This window comes from Rhizobium sp. Leaf384 (assembly GCF_001424065.1).
GTDB lineage: Bacteria > Pseudomonadota > Alphaproteobacteria > Rhizobiales > Rhizobiaceae > Ferranicluibacter.
In genome coordinates this window covers 648773-666234 of record NZ_LMQE01000001.1, presented here as the reverse complement: position 1 = coordinate 666234, position 17462 = coordinate 648773, and the positions used below count along the sequence as shown (strand labels likewise).

Genomic DNA, 17462 nt, shown 5'->3' with positions numbered 1-17462 from the left:
GGGTGCCTCGTTCGGCGCGGCGGGCCCCCGGCGGGGAGCCTACCGCGCCGATCCGCGTTTCAGGCGCCGCCGATATCGTCCTGATGGACGGGCTCGACATGCCGCGACGGCCGTTCCGAGGGGTCGCGCCCGATTTCCGCCTTGAGGCTGAGGAGGTCGATGAAGTGATCCGACTGCCGACGCAGGTCGTCGGCGATCATCGGCGGCTGGGTCGACATGGTCGACACCACCGAGACCTTTCGGCCCTTGCGCTGCAGTGCCTCCACCAGTGTGGTAAAATCCCCGTCACCCGAGAAGATCACGAGGTGATCCACCGTTTCCGACTGCTCCATGGCATCGATCGCAAGCTCGATGTCCATATTGCCCTTGATTTTCCGGCGGCCGAGCGAATCGGTAAATTCCTTGGCGGGCTTCGTCACGACCTTGTAGCCGTTGTAGTCCAGCCAATCGATCAGCGGGCGGATGGAGGAGTATTCCTGATCCTCGATCAGGGCCGTATAATAATAGGCGCGGAGAAGGTAGCCACGCTTCTGGAAAGCTTTCAAAAGCTTACGATAATCAATGTCGAAGCCGAGGCTTTTCGAGGCGGCGTAGAGGTTCGCACCGTCGATAAAGAGAGCAATTTTTTCACGCGGATCGAACATTGGCATTCCTTCAAACCGGCGAGGTTCGCACCGTCTTCCATGTTCATTCACGAACGCGGAACAAGTGCATGCCGGAGCATCATGATCATTGTCCTTATCTCACGACCGATCGAGAGAAAAGTTCGGTACAGAACAAATGTCGTTCGAGCACAGTTTTTCGACACCCACTAGTCTCGATGCGCAGCCTGCGCATCAACATGTTAAACGAACTCTCAAACGTCCCCGCAACTGTCTTTCTTTCATACAAACCTAAAGTTGTTGGGTTGTATCCGCAATCTCGGTGATACACGGGGAAAACAATACTACCGCTCGGCCGGAGGCTTTATCGCGCCGCGCATCATGAAAAACTTGAATTTTCGCCCCAATGGATGTATCCGGCAACCAATCCGTTCCCGAGAGGCGGAAAGCCGCTCGTGCGCTTGGTCGCTCTCATCGTCAATATCTGCGCAGGCAGGGCTGTTTCTGGCCGCGTCCGGCGCTTGAACCATCGAAGGATACGCAATGGCCCGCGTTACGGTCGAAGATTGCATCGACAAGGTCGATAACCGTTTTGAGCTGGTGCTGCTCGCCAGCCACCGCGCCCGCCTGATCTCCCAGGGTGCAGCGATCACGATCGATCGCGACAACGACAAGAACCCGGTTGTCGCGCTGCGCGAGATCGCCGACGAGACGTTGTCTCCCGGCGACCTCAAGGAAGACCTGATCCATTCGCTTCAGAAGCATGTCGAGGTCGACGAGCCCGAGGCCGATCCGGCATCGATCACCGGCGGCAGCGCGGCGTCCTTCTCCGACGCGTCGGATGACGATGACCAGCCGGAAGCCGTGACCTTCGACCGCATGACGGAAGAAGAGCTTCTCGCCGGCATCGAGGGCCTCGTTCCCCCGGAAAAGAGCGACGACTACTGATCGTCCCATTCTGGTCGTATTGTTCAGAAGCGCCGGCATCGTCCGGCGCTTTTTCGTTTTCGGGCGGTCGCGACAAGAAAGCACGATGATTTGCAGCAGCATCGATTCCCATGGTGGCAAATCTGCCGTAGCACTGTGTCATATCGTCAGAATCGTCCGGGTTTGCACCGGACGCGCTTTTCGTTGTCGCCACGTCATGATTTAAATGGAATCCCATTGAAGGAGTGACGCTGCAGATATACAGCCCCCGCGGAGCCGCACACGCATGATGCGCCAATATGAACTCGTGGAACGGGTTCAGAAATACAAGCCCGACGTCAACGAGGCACTGCTCAACAAGGCCTATGTCTATGCCATGCAGAAACATGGCCAGCAGAAGCGTGCGAGCGGCGATCCCTATATTTCGCATCCGCTGGAAGTCGCGGCGATCCTGACGGAAATGCATCTCGACGAGGCGACGATCGCCGTCGCGCTGCTGCACGATACCATCGAGGATACGACGGCGACGCGCGCCGAGATCGACGACCTCTTCGGAGAGGACATCGGCGCGCTGGTCGAGGGCCTGACCAAGATCAAGAAGCTCGATCTCGTCAGCCGCAAGGCCAAGCAGGCCGAAAACCTGCGCAAGCTCCTGCTGGCCATCTCCGACGATGTCCGCGTTCTTCTCGTCAAGCTGGCGGACCGACTGCACAACATGCGCACGCTCGACCACATGTCGGCGGAAAAGCGCGCCCGGATCTCCGAGGAAACGATGGAGATCTATGCGCCGCTCGCGGGCCGCATGGGCATGCACGACATGCGGGAGGAACTCGAGAACCTTTCCTTCCGCCACATCAACCCCGATGCCTTCGAAACGGTGACGCAGCGTCTCGACGAGCTGTCCGCGCGCAACGAGGGCCTGATCAAGAAGATCGAGGACGAGCTGGGCGACCTGCTGGCGGCCAAGGGGCTGACGGGCATCAGCGTCAAGGGGCGTCAGAAGAAGCCCTATTCCGTGTTTCGCAAGATGCAGTCGAAGTCGCTGTCTTTCGAACAGCTGTCCGACGTCTGGGGGTTCCGGGTGATCGTCGAGGACATCCCCGCCTGCTATCGTGCGCTCGGCATCGTCCACACGCGGTGGCGCGTCGTCCCGGGCCGGTTCAAGGACTACATCTCGACGCCGAAGCAGAACGACTATCAGTCGATCCACACCACCATCGTCGGGCCGTCGCGCCAGCGCATCGAGCTGCAGATCCGCACGCGCCGCATGCATGAAATCGCCGAATACGGCATTGCCGCCCATACGCTGTACAAGGATGGGGCCGAGGCCCAGGGCGACGTCAAGCTGTCGCCGACCTCCAATGCCTATTCCTGGCTCCGGCGGACGATCGAGGCGCTGGCGGAAGGCGACAATCCGGAAGAGTTCCTGGAGCATACCAAGCTCGAACTCTTCCAGGACCAGGTCTTCTGCTTTACGCCAAAGGGCCAGCTGATCGCTCTGCCGCGCGGCGCGACCCCCATCGATTTTGCCTATGCCGTCCACACCAATATCGGCGACACCTGCGTGGGGGCGAAGATCAACGGCCGGATCATGCCGCTGGTCACGCGGCTCGCCAATGGCGACGAGGTCGAAATCGTCCGTTCGGGCATCCAGGTTCCGCCGGCGGCCTGGGAGGAAATCGTCGTCACGGGCAAGGCCCGCGCCGCGATCCGCCGTGCAACCAAGGCCGCCATCCGCAAGCAGTATTCCGGGCTCGGCTTCCGCATCCTGGAGCGCACCTTCGAGCGCGCCGGCAAGCCGTTCTCGCGCGAGGCGATGAAGCCGATCCTGCATCGCCTCGGTCAGAAGGATATCGAGGATGCCATCGCTGCCGTCGGGCGGGGCGAGCTGTCCTCGCTCGACGTGCTGCGCGCCATGCATCCCGATCACCAGGACGAGCGCGTGACGCCGAAGCCGTCCACCGACGACGGCTGGTTCGCCATGCGCTCGGCGGCCGGCATGGCCTTCAAGATCCCGGGGCATTCCAAGAGCACCGCGACGCCCATCGATGCCGGTGGGCCGGAAGACCTGCCGATCCGCGGCCTTTCGGGCAATGCCTTCGTCCATTTCAGCGCATCCGGTGCCGTGCCCGGCGACCGCATCGTCGGCATCATGGAGAAGGACAAGGGGATCACCATCTACCCGATCCAGTCGCCGAGCCTGCAGCAGTTCGACGACGAGTCGGAGCGCTGGATCGATGTGCGCTGGGATCTGGATCAGGCCAATAACACCCGCTTCATGGTGCGCGTGCAGGTCAACGCGCTGAACGAGCCGGGAACGCTTGCCGACATTGCACAATCTTTGGCGACCGGCGATATCAATATCCGCGCGATCACCATGGGCCCGATCGCCGCCGATTTCAGCGAGCTGCTGCTCGACATCGAGGTCTGGGATCTGCGCCAGCTGAACCACATGCTGACCCAGCTGAAGGAACTGCCGGTCGTTTCGACGGTGAAGCGGGTTTTCCTGTAGGCAGGGGCGCCCGCAAGCGAGGCTCCGGCAGGTGGCGATATGCGTGTCCCGCATGGCTGCCCGCCGAAGCCAACGCTGGTGGACAGTGCTGGAAACCCCTATGTTCTGCCTCGGGAGGTAAACGAAGAAAGGTTTACCAAAATGTTTAAGCAGATCAAGAAGCTTACTGGCGCCCTGCGCCCTCTGTCGGCATCCGAACGCGAACTGAGCTACCTCAATGGCTCGTCTGACCGGATCGACCTCGAATATCGCCAGCGTCAGATCGACCGCGGCCTCTTCCGCAACGGCTTCTGAGCCTGCCTCGAAAGAGGCATATGAAGACGGAAGCCTTGCGCTTGGTGCAAGGCTGGCATGCGCGACAGATGTCTGTGTCGCGGCCGTTGACGCTGACGTTTCCTTCCCGCCGGAACGCGCCATGATGGCTCACGGCAGGGAGCGCTTGTCGGATCTCGGCACATGATGGGTCGGTTTCGACGAGCATGATCTCCGCCGGAGGGATCGCGGGTGATCGCTGCGCGATGCGGCTCATTGCGGGCCCGCGTTCAGCCGTGATCGCCGGGAGCATGAATGCTCCGCCCACGCAGTTCGCCATAGCGCGCGGGCGACCGATCCGGTTCGATTGCGCGAACGAAGGCCGTCCGGGCTTCACCTTTGCGTCCGGATGCGACAGCCAAATGCAACGGATTGCCCACGCGGGCATAAGATTGCCATTGTACGGCCACACGGCCGTCGTCTATCACGGCATCATGATTTTCAGACGTCGTCAGCCCGCAACACTATCGACCCGGCTTCGCGAGCTCGTATGGCCGCGCAAAGGGTTCACGCGCGGGCTGCGCTATCTGACCCTGCGCATCCTGCGCCTGTCGTCGTCTCCCCATTCCATCGCCGTGGGCGTTGCCGCAGGGGCTGCGTCCTCCGCGACGCCCTTTGTCGGCCTCCACATCCTGATCGCGGTCGCCGCTGCCTATCTCTTTTCCGGCAATCTTATCGCCGCCGGGATTGCGACCGCGCTGGCCAACCCGTTGACCATCCCGATCATCCTCGCGACCAGCTACGAGATCGGCACCGCCATTCTCGGAGCGGGAAGCCCCGTTCCGCTGGGGGGAGACGACATGCTGAACATGCTGACGCATCTCCGGTTTTCCGAACTCTGGGGACCGGTCTTGAAGCCGCTGCTGGTCGGCAGCCTGCCGCTGGTCGTCGGCAGTGCGGTGGTTTTCTACATCGGCGCCTATGCCGCAGCCCGACTGTTCCAGTCGCGGCGCGTCTCGCGTCTCGCCGGCCGGCTCAAAGAGACGCAGGCGTCCTAAACCTTATCCTCTCTAGCCCATCAGGTTTCCATGATTATCGGCCTCGGCAGCGACCTCATCGACATCCGGCGTATCGACAACTCGCTCAGCCGGTTCGGCGAGCGCTTCATCCAGCGCTGTTTCACCGATGTCGAGATCGCAAAGTCCGAGGGCCGCAAGAACCGGTCGGCGTCCTACGCCAAGCGCTTCGCCGCCAAAGAGGCCTGTTCCAAGGCGCTGGGAACCGGGATCGGGCAGGGGGTGCTCTGGAAGGACATGGGCGTCGTCAACTTGCCCGGCGGCAAGCCGACCATGGTGCTGACCGGGGGCGCCGCCGCGCGCCTCGCGAGCATGCTGCCGCACGGCCACCGGGCCGTCATCCATCTCACGATCACCGACGACGATCCGCTGGCGCAGGCCTTCGTCATAATAGAAGCGCTGCCCGTTGCTCCGGAAGACGTTAGCGGCTAGAGGATGGCACAGTCGAGGTCCGGCTGTGCCTGACGCTGCGCACTTTTGCGAGGGCGCCTGAGCCATATAGCGCACTCTTACGGACCCCTTCAGACCAACGGCATTCGGACGACACAAGCGCCGGTCAGCGGCAAACAAGGATGGACGGGCGTGGAAGAAAAAATCGCAAAGAAGGACAGCGGTCTCTGGGAGAATGTGAAGGTCATCATCCAGGCCCTGCTTCTGGCCCTCGTGATCCGGACCGTGCTGTTCCAGCCCTTCACCATCCCCTCGGGTTCGATGATGCCGACGCTGCTCGTCGGTGACTACATCTTCGTCAACAAGTTCGCCTACGGCTATTCGAAATACTCGCTGCCGCGCTCGCCGGACCTGTTCAGCGGCCGCATCTTCGGCAGCGACCCCAAGCGCGGCGACATCGCCGTCTTCCGGTTTCCGCCCAATCCCGAGATCGACTATATCAAGCGGGTCATCGGCCTGCCGGGCGACCGGGTTCAGGTGCGCAACTCCATCCTCTACGTCAACGACACGGAAGTCGCCCGCAAGCCCGCCGGTGTTTTCCGGGCCGACGACCAGTACGACACCGGCGCCGACGTGCCGGTCTACCGGGAAACCCTCGACAACGGCGTCAGCTTCGACACGCTGGACCAGTTCCCGGATACGCGGGGCGACAACACCCGCGAGTTCGTGGTGCCGGAAGGTCATTACTTCATGATGGGCGACAACCGCGACAATTCCGCCGACAGCCGCTTCGACGTCGGCTACGTGCCGGCGGAAAATCTTGTCGGCCGCGCCAGCCTCATCTTCTTCTCGCTCGGTCACGACACCTCCTTCCTCGAAATCTGGAAATGGCCGGCAAATCTGCGCTACGACCGCCTGTTCAAGGTTCTGAAGTAATGAAACCGCGCGATCTCGGACCCCAGGAGCGCGAACGCCTGGAGGACGTGCTCGGCTATGTCTTTAACGACAAGGTCAGGCTCGACCGGGCGCTCACGCATTCGAGCGCGCGCAATTCCGGTGGATCCGACTATGAGCGGCTGGAGTTCCTCGGGGACCGGGTGCTCGGCCTCTGCGTCGCGGAACTCCTGTTCCAGACCTTCAAATCGGCGAACGAAGGCGAACTGTCCGTCCGGCTGAACCAGCTCGTCAGTGCCGAAAGCTGTGCGGCGATCTCGGACGAGATCGAGCTCCATCGCTTCATTCGCGCCGGCGCCGATGTGAAGAAACTGTCCGGCAAGCATGTGCTGAACATTCGCGCCGACGTGATCGAGGCCCTGATCGCGGCGATCTATCTCGATGGCGGGCTGGAAGCCGCGCGCGGCTTCGTGCTCCGGCACTGGAAGGCGCGGGCCACGCGTGCGGACGGCGCCCGCCGGGATGCCAAGACCGAGCTGCAGGAGTGGTCGCATGCCAAGTTCGGCGTCGCGCCGCAGTATCGCGTGGACGACCGTTCCGGTCCCGATCACGATCCGCGCTTCACGGTGACGGTGATCATCCCCGGCGTTGCGCCCGAGACAGGCATCGACCGTTCCAAGCGTGCCGCCGAACAGACCGCCGCAACCCGCATTCTCGAGCGGGAAGGGGTCTGGGTCACTTCAGGTGCCTGATCCCGGAGCCTGACCTTCGGCGTCTGAAGTCCGGCGTCGGATCGCGCAGGATGCCAACCTTTTCCAAGCCTCTGGTCGCGGAAGCGATTGCGGTTCATACTCACGCCGACAGACATGCCGGCCCTTAACGAATTGACGGATATGATGACCGAAGATCACACGGATCCTGCCGACACGACGCAGAACGCTGCTACTGACATCGACGGCGTGACGGACGCTGACAGCCGTCCCACGCATTCCGGCTTCGTCGCCATGATCGGCGCCACCAATGCCGGCAAGTCGACGCTGGTCAACCGACTGGTCGGGGCCAAGGTTTCGATCGTCAGCCACAAGGTGCAGACGACACGCGCCATCGTGCGCGGCATCGCGATCCACGACCGCGCCCAGATCGTGTTCATGGACACGCCGGGCATCTTCAAGCCGCGCCGTCGGCTCGACCGCGCCATGGTCACGACCGCCTGGGGCGGCGCCAAGGATGCGGATTTCATCATGCTGCTGATCGACAGCGAACGCGGGCTCAAGGGCGATGCGCAGATGATTCTGGAGGGGCTGAAGGAGGTCCACCAGCCGAAGATCCTCGTGCTGAACAAGATCGACCAGGTGTCGCGCGAAGATTTGCTGCAGCTGGCATCCGCCGCCAATGAGGTCGTCTCGTTCGAACGGACCTTCATGATCTCGGCCCTGACCGGCTCCGGCTGTGACGATGTCATGGACTATCTCGCAGACGCCCTGCCGGAAGGCCCGTGGTATTATCCGGAAGACCAGATCTCCGACCTGCCCATGCGCCAGCTCGCCGCCGAAATTACCCGCGAAAAGCTGTTCCTGCGCCTGCACCAGGAGCTTCCCTATTCCTCGCATGTGGAAACGGAGAGCTGGGAGGAAAAGAAGGACGGCTCGGTGCGGATCGAGCAGGTCATCTATGTCGAGCGCGACAGCCAGAAAAAGATCGCGCTTGGCCGAAACGGAGAAGCCATCAAGGCGATTTCCATGGCGTCACGCAAGGAACTGTCCGGAATTCTCGACCAACCCGTCCATCTTTTCCTTTTCGTCAAGGTTCGGGAAAACTGGGGAGACGATCCCGAGCGTTTCCGCGAGATGGGCCTCGAATTCCCGCGCGGATAGGCATCGAAGTAATGGCGCCGACGTGTCCTCGGCAGCGCCTGAGGCATGGGCGCTGCGGAGCGCCTCCAGCCACACGGTCGCTTCCCGGCGTCTTGGCGGCGCCGTCCGATCTCTCTATGGTCCGCGCGACTCGCAATCAGGAGATCGCACCTCATGTCGCAGCCCGCACAGACGACCCCGCGGACCGTTCCGCCGATCGCACTTCTGATCGCGCAGGAGATCAAGGCAACGCAGGCCCAGGTCGTCTCCGCGGTGGAGCTGCTGGATGGTGGCGCAACGGTGCCCTTCATCGCCCGCTACCGCAAGGAGGTCACAGGCGGCCTCGACGACACGCAGCTGCGCACGCTCGCCGAACGCCTGGTCTACCTGCGCGAGCTCGAAGCCCGCCGAAATTCGATCGTCGAGTCCATCCGCAGCCAGGACAAACTGACCGACGATCTCGCGCGGAAGATCGCTGCCGTGACGACGAAGGCGGAGCTTGAGGATATCTATCTCCCCTATAAGCCGAAACGCCGCACCAAGGCGGAAATCGCGCGCGAGAGGGGGCTCGGCCCCCTGGCCGATGCGATCCTTCTGGATCGCCGCATCAAGCCGGCCGAGCGGGCTGCGTCGTTTCTTTCGCCCGACGTGCCCGATGTGAAGACGGCGCTCGATGGCGCGCGTGATATCGTTGCCGAGGGCATCGTCGAGAATGCGGACCTGCTCGGCAGACTGCGCGGCCACATGCGCAGCGGCGCATTTCTCCGGGCCAAGGTCGTGGCCGGCAAGGAAGCGGCGGGCGCGAAGTTTTCCGATTATTTCGATCATACCGAGCGCTGGGCGACCGCGCCGGGTCACCGGGCGCTGGCCATGCTGCGCGGCTGGAACGAGGAGATCCTCTCGGTCGATATCGTCGTCGACGAGGCGGATCCGTCTCCCGTCAAGCCGGTCGAAAGCATCATCGCCGCGGCCTACCAGCTCGGCAGTCTGCCGGGCGACCAATGGCTGATGGAGGTCATCCGCTGGACCTGGCGTGTCAAGCTGTCGATGTCGCTGTCGCTCGACCTGATGCGCGAACTGCGCGAGAGAGCCGAAGAGGAGGCCATCCACGTCTTTGCGCGCAACCTGAAGGACCTGTTGCTGGCGGCGCCGGCCGGCTCCCGCGCGACGATGGGGCTCGACCCGGGCATCCGCACCGGCGTCAAGGTGGCCGTCGTCGACGGAACGGGCAAACTGCTCGAAACCGCCACCGTCTATCCGTTTCCGCCGAAGAACGACGTACGTGGCGCTCAAGCGGAGATTGCCCGGCTGATCGCCCGGCACAAGGTGGAGCTGATCTCGATCGGCAACGGCACCGGCAGTCGCGAGACCGAGCGGCTTGTCGCCGACATGCTGGCAACGCTGCCCGGATCGAAACCGACCAAGGTCATCGTGTCCGAGGCGGGCGCCTCCATCTATTCGGCATCACAGGCGGCGGCCGACGAGTTTCCGAACCTCGACGTTTCCCTGCGCGGCGCCGTCTCGATCGCGCGGCGGCTGCAGGATCCGCTGGCCGAGCTCGTCAAGATCGAGCCGAAGTCGATCGGCGTCGGGCAATACCAGCACGATGTCGACCAAGGGCGCCTCAGCCGCTCGCTGGATGCGGTGGTCGAGGATGCGGTGAACGCCGTCGGCGTCGATCTGAACACGGCCTCTGCGCCGCTTCTCGCACGCGTCTCGGGCCTCAGCCGCTCGACGGCCGAGGCGATCGTCGCCCACCGCGATGCGATTGGTCCGTTCAAGACGCGCAGCGAGCTGAAGACCGTACCGCGCCTCGGCGCGCGCACCTTCGAGCAATGTGCCGGCTTCCTGCGCATCCCCGGCGGCAAGGAGCCGCTCGATGCGTCGTCCGTGCATCCGGAGGCCTACGGCATCGCCAAGAAAATCATCTCGGCCTGCGGGCGCGACGTCCGCGCGGTGATGGGCGATTCGCAGCTTCTGAAGTCGCTCGATCCCAAGGCCTTCGTCGATGAGCGGTTCGGCCTGCCCACCATTCGCGACATCCTGTCGGAACTGGAGAAGCCCGGCCGCGACCCGCGTCCGAGCTTCAAGACTGCGACCTTTGCCGACGGCGTCGATGACATCAAGGATCTGAAACCCGGAATGCTCTTGGAAGGTACCGTGACGAACGTTGCCGCATTCGGCGCCTTCGTCGACATCGGCGTGCACCAGGATGGCCTGGTGCACGTCTCCCAACTTGCGGACCGCTTCGTCAAGGACCCCCACGAAGTGGTGAAGGCGGGCGACGTGGTGAAGGTGCGCGTGACGGAAGTGGACGTGCCGCGCAAGCGCATCGGCCTCACCATGCGCAAGGACGGCGGGGAAGCCTCCGGCCGGCCGGCATCCGCGCCGGGCCCGCGGGCCGAGCATCGCCCGATGAAGCCGGAGAAGCCGCAGGCGTCCGCAACCGGCGCCTTGGGCGAGGCGCTGCTGCGCGCCGCCAAGCGGACATAAGCGCTCGCGGCACCGCGATCGCCGGGACGGGCACTGGCGCACGCCATCTTGTCAGAAGACGACGATCGCTGCATACCAACGGCGAAGATCAACGGAGAGGCATGGCATGGCGGTACTTGTAACGGGCGGTGGCGGCTATATCGGCAGCCATATGGTCTGGGCTCTGCAGGAAGCGGGCGAGGACGTCGTCGTCATCGATCGTCTTTCCACCGGCTTCCGTTGGGCAATCGCCCCCGAAGCGCGCTTCTACGAAGGCGACATTGCCGACTCAGCTCTGCTGGCGCAGATCTTTTCGGACAATGATATCGATGCCGTGATCCATTTCGCCGGCTCCATCGTCGTCCCGGACAGTGTCAGCGATCCGCTCGGCTACTACGAAAACAACACGGTCAAGTCGCGCGCACTCATCGAAAGCGTCGTGAAGGCCGGCATTCCGCATTTCGTGTTCTCTTCGACAGCGGCCGTCTACGGTACGCCCGACGTCCTGGAGCCTGTCACCGAAACCGTGCAGCTTCGTCCGGAATCGCCCTACGGCTCGTCCAAGCTGATGACGGAGATCATGCTGCGCGACGCTGCCGCCGCGCACGACCTGACCTACACGGTGCTGCGCTATTTCAACGTCGCCGGCGCCGATCCCAAGGGTCGCTCCGGTCAATCCTCCAAGACATCGACGCATCTGATCAAGATCGCCTGCGCCGTGGCGCTTGGCAAACGCGCATCCATGAGCGTTTTCGGTACGGATTATCCGACGCCCGACGGCACCTGCGTGCGCGATTACATTCACGTCTGGGATCTGGTCCAGGCCCATCTGAAGGCGCTGCAGCGGATGCGCGCCGGCGGCGGATCGCTGGTTGCCAATTGTGGCTACGGCCACGGATTCTCCGTTCTCGAGGTGCTCGACACCGTCAAGCGCGTCCATGGCGCGGATTTCTCGGTCGAGTTTGCCGGACGCCGGGCAGGGGATCCGGCCATGATCGTCGCCAATCCGGCTCTGGCGATGCAGGAACTTGGCTGGACGCCGCAATATGACGATCTCGACGTGATTGTGCGCGATGCACTCAACTGGGAGGATCGCCTGTCGCGCAGAAACGCGACCGAGTGACTTGTTGAACCGCCAACTTCGCGTTAGGACTTGCTGCGCTGCAGCATACTAGCTGCTTACATACGCACCTTGCGACCCGATGCATGTGTCGGACAGCTATCGGTCCTTATGTCCAGAGAAGGTTTCACAATGAAAATAGCGGTTGCCGGTCTCGGCTATGTCGGAATTTCCAACGCCATGCTGCTCGCGCAGCACAACGAGGTCGTTGCCTACGACACCAATATCGACAAGGTAAATCTCCTGAACGGCGGGAAGTCCCCAATCGTCGACGCGGAAGTGTCGGATTATCTGGGCCGCGGATTGAATTTCCGCGCGACCGGCGACAAGGCGGACGCCTATGCCGGTGCCAATTACGTGGTGATCGCAACGCCGACGAACTACGACACCGCGACCAATCACTTCGATACGCGGTCCGTCGAGGCCGCCATCGCGGATGTCGTGTCGGTCAATCCCGACGCCGTCATCGTCATCAAGTCCACCATCCCTGTTGGGTACACGAAGCGCCTGCAACAATCGCTCGGGCGCGAGAGCGTGATCTTCTCGCCGGAATTCCTGCGCGAAGGCAAGGCGCTCTACGACAACCTCCATCCCTCGCGCATCGTGGTCGGAGAACGGTCCGAGAGGGCGCGGGTCTTTGCCGAGCTTCTCCTGCAGGGTGCCATCAAGAAGGATGTCCAGATCCTCCTGACCGACTCCAGCGAGGCGGAGGCGATCAAGCTGTTCTCCAACACCTACCTCGCCATGCGCGTCGCCTATTTCAACGAACTCGACACCTATTCCGAGATGCACGGTCTGGACGCCCGCCAGATCATCGACGGCGTCGGACTCGATCCGCGAATCGGAACGCACTACAACAATCCGTCCTTCGGCTACGGCGGCTACTGCCTGCCCAAAGACACCAAGCAGCTACTCGCAAACTACGATGCGGTGCCACAGTCGCTGATCGGCGCGATCGTCACCGCGAACACCGTCCGTAAGGACTTCATTGCAGACAGCATTCTGCGACGCGACCCCAAGCGGGTCGGCATCTATCGCCTCGTGATGAAGGCAGGCTCTGACAATTTCCGTGATTCGTCGATCCAGGGCATAATGAAGCGTCTGAAGGCCAAGGGCATCGAGGTCGTCGTCTACGAACCGTCCTTGCCGGGCAAGGAGTTCTTCAAGTCGCCGCTGATCTCCGATCTTTCGGAGTTCAAGACGACCTGCGACGTGATCGTTGCCAACCGCAACACGCACGATCTGGCCGACGTGGCGGACAAGGTCTATACGCGCGATCTGTTCGGGGCGGACTAAAGACTGATGGCCGATGGCCGACGTTTTCGACCGACGGCGTCGATCTAAAGGCAAGCGGGGCCAACCAGCCGCCGGCCCTCTGGACAGGCCTTCGGATGCGGTCAGAAGTGGGCTGCATCCGACGGTCCGTCCGGCGATTTCGCAGCCGAACCCATCATCGCCGATTCGCTCAGGCTTCCCGAGGTCGCGGTCTGGTAGAGAGCAAGTCCACCCTGAATGAGGACGGCCCAGAGGGCGATCGATATACCAAATGTGGCGGACAAGCTCTTAAATCGCAAGGACATATGTGCCTCCTGTGTTGAACCGAGGCTACGGGTTCGACCCTACGGAGCCGTTAATCCGCCAACTGTCCGTCTATCTTCTCAAGGGTTTGGTGAAATCCCCCTGAAGCAAAACAAGAAGATTTTACGCGTCTTGCGGCTCAAACGCGTCTTACCATTCATTCGCCGCATATCGCCCTCACGGTCACCATGTTTTTTATCGATTAAGCGGGCGCGCATCGCTGGTTAATTTGGAAAACCAGAACCGAGCTATGCGTCAGACGCATTGCAGCTGCTCGTAGTTAATAAAATTTCTAATTGGCGATGACAGATGGTTGATTATGAGGCATATTGCGATGCAACATGAAGTGGCAAGATTTTGGAGGCCTGCATGAAGGACTATGGTACGATGACCTATGCCAATGCAGCAACGATTTCCCGCGCTGCCCTGAAGAAGGGCTCGGTCGCGGACATGAAGAGCGGTAAGACAGCGCACTTCGCTGCCAAGCGGGCGCTGGACATCGCGGTATCCTTGACGGCGCTGACGATTCTGCTCCCACTCTTCCTGCTCGTATGCGTTGCGATTCGGCTGGAAAGCCCGGGTTCGCCAATATTCTCTCAGGTTCGCTGGGGCGTGAACGGCAAACGTATCCGAATCTATAAGTTACGTAGTATGCGGACGGACATGTGCGACGCCACCGGCGTCGCACAGACCACCAAGAACGATCCCCGGATCACACGCCTCGGCGCTATTCTGCGCAAGACGAGCATCGATGAGCTGCCGCAGCTCCTTAACGTTCTTCTAGGCCAGATGTCTCTGGTCGGCCCACGTTGCCACGCCATCGGCATGCTGGCTGCGGATCGTCTCTATGAGGATCTGGTGCCGCACTACCATGACCGACACATGGTGAAGCCCGGCCTGACCGGGCTAGCGCAGGTTCGCGGCTTCCGCGGCCCGACCACAGACCCGGTCAAGGCTCGTGCTCGCATTGCTTGCGACATCTATTACGTTCACAACTTCACCTTCTGGATGGACGTAAACATAATCGTGAAGACTGTATGGTCCGAACTTCGCGGCGGCACGGGCTTCTAGCCACGGGCAAAATTTCGGGAAGTTAGGGCATATCAAGTTAGTACGGAGGTGCGCTGTGACATATAGTCAGGCCACTGACGGCTCCGTCGATTTTTAACGGATTTTCACTGGTCATCATTCTGCGAGTTGCGTTTCCGCAGTCGCTTCGAGAGGGTGTATATAACCCGTGTTCATTTAACAACGGGTGGTTTTGAGGTTTTGCTGTCCGCATTCGGAATCTTATTGATGTCTAGGGCAGCGAGCGTAAACATTAAAAGCTACCTGATTTTTATTAGGTCACGGGAGCAGGTATAGCGAAGCGGATGATGATGCTCGCTTGGACAAATAATTTCTCGACGGTGCTTTTGCCAACTGGTGCTCTCTTTTTCTAGCGCCCTCTTCAGAGATTCCTGCACACTGGATGACATGGGCATGCTAGAACTTCGGCGAAGCCAGCCGGGAGTGATAAAGTAGATGGTTGGAGTGGCAACTGGCAGCCGTCAAGCCGAGCGTCCTCATGTCAGTAGAATTCGACAGTCCAAACTTGTCGGGTTAATGCGTCTGCAGGGAACTCCTTTCCTGCTCGTCAACATTCACGACATGCCAAAACCGAATACTCTATTTTAATGTGCGCTAAATCCCTTTGCCAATTCTGGATGACGAGGCAGGATCTCGGCTTAAACAGTCACTGCTCGGGTATTGCACTCAGTCTAAGCTCAGGACCGATTAGTCTGATTTGGGACGTAATTCACAGTCTCCATGATGAGGCCGTGATAAGTGATTTGTTTTGCTGAGCGATCGTCAGATGTCTCGGATCTCGCCGTTCTTTCCCTTGCGCATGGTGTGCCGCGGGTCGATGACCGGCGTATGGTGAGCGGGATCGTCTATGTGATCCGCAACGGGCTGCAGTGGAAAGGTGTGTTGAAGGACTGCGGCCCACACAAGACATTCTACAATCGCTTCATCCGTTGAGACGGCTCAGCGTGTTCAACTGGATCTTTGCGACTTCAATGTGCGACGGTGCCAAGCCCGAGCGCATTATGATCGACGCGACAGATCTCAAGGCCCACCGCACGGCGGCGAGCCTGCTTAGAAAGGAGATGTTCCCCGACGTATCGGACGCACCAAGTTCCGCTGGAACTCCAAGCTTCACACTGTGTGCGACGACAAACGCCGTCCCGTCGTCATGCTGCTATTGGAAGGTCAGATGAGTGACCACAAAGGTGCCCATCTCGTGCTGAAAGCCCTCCGCCAGCCAACGTTTTTATCGCCGATCGCTGCTACGACAGCACTTGGTTCCGGCAAGCGCTCAAGGGGTATCTAACCCTGTATTACATCGAGCCGAAGCGGAAACTTCCTTATCCCTACGACAAGGTACTCTATCGCCAGTGCCACAAGGTCGAGAGCCACTTCGCCAAGCTCAAGGACTGGCGACGCATCGCTACACGATACGACAGGTGCTGACCTGCCACTGAACTTTCATCCGGCTGCGATTAGAGCCTCGGCGGTTYTTGATATGCCAAATGTCGTGGTGTGAGCAACCGGCGGAAACGCGAAGCGTCCATATTGCGTAGCGTTGGAGCCGGTTGCGGCGATGGTCTCGACATAGTTTGATATGCCAAATGTCGTGGTGTGAGCAACCGGCGGAAACGCGAAGCGTCCATATTGCGTAGCGTTGGAGCCGGTTGCGGCGATGGTCTCGACATAGGCTGCCGGGGTCTGGTATTCGAGCGATGAGTGGGGCCGGACATTGTTGTAATCGTCCGCCCATTCCGCAATGGCGTTGCGGGCCTGGTCGAGGCCGAAGAACAGGCTTTCATTCAGTAACTTGTCGCGCATGCGGCCGATGAAGCTCTCGACGTAGCCATTTTGCATCGGTCTTCCCTGCGCGATGTAGTGYCACTCGACCTTATGATCCTTCGACCAGGCAAGGATGGCATTCGAGGTGAGTTCGGTCCCATTGTCGGAAACGATYATGCCGGGCTTGCCTCGCTGTTTGATCAATGTYGTCAGTTCGCGAGCAACACGACGGCCAGAGATCGATGTGTCCGGGATCGCCGCCAGGCATTCGCGGGTGACGTCATCGACCACATTCAGCACGCGAARACGTCTGCCGCAGGCGAAMTGGTCGTGGACRAAATCGAGCGACCAGCGTGCATTTGCCTTTGCTTCGACGAGGATCGGCGCACGGGTGCCGACASCACGCCGCCTSGCTTTGCGCTTGCGCACGGAAAGACCTTCCTCCCGATACAATCGCCTAACGGTGATTGCATGCAATCAACTACCGGCCATGGGATAGATGCGATTGACCCCAGAAGGCTCTCCGTCTCGCCGAAGCAGAATGAACAGCCGTCTGTATCTGAAACGCCGACGCTCATTGGCCAGATCGCGCAGCTTTGCTCGCAATGCCACCTCCGACGGTCGGCACGACCGGTAGCGGATCGNACAGCCGTCTGTATCTGAAACGCCGACGCTCATTGGCCAGATCGCGCAGCTTTGCTCGCAATGCCACCTCCGACGGTCGGCACGACCGGTAGCGGATCATCTTGCGATCAACGGAGATGATCTGGCAGGCCCGCCGTTCCGAAAAACCCATGGCGGTCTTCAGATGTGTGACGGCTTCACGCTGGGCGACGAGCCCTACCATTTTTTTGCAAGAAGCTCGCGAAGCGCGGCAACATCCAACATCTGCTCGGCCAGCAGTTTCTTCAGCTTGGCATTCTCCTCTTCGAGCGC

At 61.0% G+C, this 17462-nt stretch carries 14 protein-coding genes and 3 pseudogenes; 13 read left to right on the top strand and 4 right to left on the bottom strand.

Annotation, left to right across the window (positions count from 1 at the left end; all coding sequences use genetic code 11):
• Positions 1-59: 59 nt before the first annotated feature.
• A complete protein-coding gene (locus tag ASG25_RS03150) occupies positions 60-644 on the bottom strand; it encodes an NYN domain-containing protein (protein ID WP_062469124.1) in 585 nt (194 codons plus the stop codon).
• Between the two features lie 501 nt (positions 645-1145).
• Between ASG25_RS03150 and rpoZ the strand changes: the two genes are divergently transcribed.
• The 11 genes from rpoZ (at position 1146) to ASG25_RS03100 (ending at position 13394) form a co-directional block, all read left to right on the top strand.
• Entirely contained in the window at positions 1146-1550 is a 405-nt protein-coding gene (gene rpoZ, locus ASG25_RS03145) for a DNA-directed RNA polymerase subunit omega (protein ID WP_062469121.1), read from the top strand.
• A 265-nt stretch (positions 1551-1815) separates the two neighbouring features.
• Positions 1816-4041 (top strand): bifunctional (p)ppGpp synthetase/guanosine-3',5'-bis(diphosphate) 3'-pyrophosphohydrolase, encoded by a 2226-nt coding sequence (locus ASG25_RS03140; protein WP_062469118.1) that lies wholly within the window; start codon positions 1816-1818, stop codon positions 4039-4041.
• 141 nt (positions 4042-4182) lie between these two features.
• Complete coding sequence (locus ASG25_RS22095; RefSeq protein ID WP_082475770.1) at positions 4183-4335, top strand: DUF3563 domain-containing protein; 153 nt, start codon at positions 4183-4185, stop codon at positions 4333-4335.
• Positions 4336-4715: 380 nt separating this feature from the next.
• Positions 4716-5351, top strand: coding sequence for a DUF2062 domain-containing protein (locus tag ASG25_RS03135; protein ID WP_062472024.1), 636 nt, complete (start codon positions 4716-4718; stop codon positions 5349-5351).
• A gap of 30 nt (positions 5352-5381) precedes the next feature.
• Positions 5382-5801, top strand: coding sequence for a holo-ACP synthase (gene acpS / locus ASG25_RS03130; RefSeq protein ID WP_062469115.1), 420 nt, complete (start codon positions 5382-5384; stop codon positions 5799-5801).
• Positions 5802-5951: 150 nt separating this feature from the next.
• Entirely contained in the window at positions 5952-6695 is a 744-nt protein-coding gene (gene lepB, locus ASG25_RS03125) for a signal peptidase I (RefSeq protein WP_062469112.1), read from the top strand.
• Positions 6695-7405: a ribonuclease III gene (gene rnc, locus ASG25_RS03120; RefSeq protein ID WP_062469109.1), complete on the top strand. Its 711-nt coding sequence runs from the start codon at positions 6695-6697 to the stop codon at positions 7403-7405. Before lepB ends, rnc begins: the two co-directional genes overlap by 1 nt.
• A 144-nt stretch (positions 7406-7549) precedes the next feature.
• Positions 7550-8527: a GTPase Era gene (era, locus tag ASG25_RS03115; RefSeq protein ID WP_062472021.1), complete on the top strand. Its 978-nt coding sequence runs from the start codon at positions 7550-7552 to the stop codon at positions 8525-8527.
• A 153-nt stretch (positions 8528-8680) separates the two neighbouring features.
• Positions 8681-10999 carry a Tex family protein gene (locus ASG25_RS03110; protein ID WP_062469106.1) on the top strand — a complete coding sequence of 773 codons (2319 nt, stop codon included), beginning with the start codon at positions 8681-8683 and terminating at the stop codon, positions 10997-10999.
• A 106-nt stretch (positions 11000-11105) separates the two neighbouring features.
• Positions 11106-12101, top strand: coding sequence for a UDP-glucose 4-epimerase GalE (galE, locus tag ASG25_RS03105; RefSeq protein ID WP_062469102.1), 996 nt, complete (start codon positions 11106-11108; stop codon positions 12099-12101).
• A gap of 129 nt (positions 12102-12230) precedes the next feature.
• The gene (locus tag ASG25_RS03100; protein ID WP_062469098.1) at positions 12231-13394 is read left to right on the top strand and encodes a nucleotide sugar dehydrogenase; all 1164 of its coding nucleotides are present in this window, start codon (positions 12231-12233) and stop codon (positions 13392-13394) included.
• 101 nt (positions 13395-13495) lie between these two features.
• Here ASG25_RS03100 and ASG25_RS03095 read toward each other — a convergent pair whose 3' ends face one another.
• The gene (locus ASG25_RS03095) at positions 13496-13678 is read right to left on the bottom strand and encodes a hypothetical protein (RefSeq protein ID WP_062469095.1); all 183 of its coding nucleotides are present in this window, start codon (positions 13676-13678) and stop codon (positions 13496-13498) included.
• A 448-nt stretch (positions 13679-14126) separates the two neighbouring features.
• Between ASG25_RS03095 and ASG25_RS03090 the strand changes: the two genes are divergently transcribed.
• Both ASG25_RS03090 and ASG25_RS22090 read left to right on the top strand, forming a co-directional pair.
• Complete coding sequence (locus ASG25_RS03090) at positions 14127-14747, top strand: sugar transferase (RefSeq protein ID WP_062472005.1); 621 nt, start codon at positions 14127-14129, stop codon at positions 14745-14747.
• Between the two features lie 784 nt (positions 14748-15531).
• Positions 15532-16190 (top strand): annotated as a pseudogene (locus ASG25_RS22090) (IS5 family transposase).
• Positions 16191-16337: 147 nt separating this feature from the next.
• Here the strand turns inward: ASG25_RS22090 and ASG25_RS03080 are convergent.
• Positions 16338-17170 (bottom strand): annotated as a pseudogene (locus ASG25_RS03080) (IS3 family transposase); the annotation flags it as partial.
• A gap of 1 nt (position 17171) precedes the next feature.
• Positions 17172-17462: pseudogene (locus tag ASG25_RS23355) on the bottom strand (IS3 family transposase); the annotation flags it as partial.

Bases quoted from the DNA above. Each gene is read 5' to 3' on its own strand.
- ASG25_RS22095 (WP_082475770.1), top strand. From the start codon at position 4,183: ATGTTTAAGCAGATCAAGAAGCTTACTGGCGCCCTGCGCCCTCTGTCG.
- ASG25_RS03135 (WP_062472024.1), top strand. From the start codon at position 4,716: ATGCAACGGATTGCCCACGCGGGCATAAGATTGCCATTGTACGGCCAC.
- ASG25_RS03150 (WP_062469124.1), bottom strand. From the start codon at position 644: ATGTTCGATCCGCGTGAAAAAATTGCTCTCTTTATCGACGGTGCGAAC.
- acpS (WP_062469115.1), top strand. From the start codon at position 5,382: ATGATTATCGGCCTCGGCAGCGACCTCATCGACATCCGGCGTATCGAC.
- era (WP_062472021.1), top strand. From the start codon at position 7,550: ATGACCGAAGATCACACGGATCCTGCCGACACGACGCAGAACGCTGCT.
- rnc (WP_062469109.1), top strand. From the start codon at position 6,695: ATGAAACCGCGCGATCTCGGACCCCAGGAGCGCGAACGCCTGGAGGAC.
- rpoZ (WP_062469121.1), top strand. From the start codon at position 1,146: ATGGCCCGCGTTACGGTCGAAGATTGCATCGACAAGGTCGATAACCGT.
- ASG25_RS03090 (WP_062472005.1), top strand. From the start codon at position 14,127: ATGAAGAGCGGTAAGACAGCGCACTTCGCTGCCAAGCGGGCGCTGGAC.
- galE (WP_062469102.1), top strand. From the start codon at position 11,106: ATGGCGGTACTTGTAACGGGCGGTGGCGGCTATATCGGCAGCCATATG.
- ASG25_RS03095 (WP_062469095.1), bottom strand. From the start codon at position 13,678: ATGTCCTTGCGATTTAAGAGCTTGTCCGCCACATTTGGTATATCGATC.
- ASG25_RS03100 (WP_062469098.1), top strand. From the start codon at position 12,231: ATGAAAATAGCGGTTGCCGGTCTCGGCTATGTCGGAATTTCCAACGCC.
- ASG25_RS03140 (WP_062469118.1), top strand. From the start codon at position 1,816: ATGATGCGCCAATATGAACTCGTGGAACGGGTTCAGAAATACAAGCCC.
- ASG25_RS03110 (WP_062469106.1), top strand. From the start codon at position 8,681: ATGTCGCAGCCCGCACAGACGACCCCGCGGACCGTTCCGCCGATCGCA.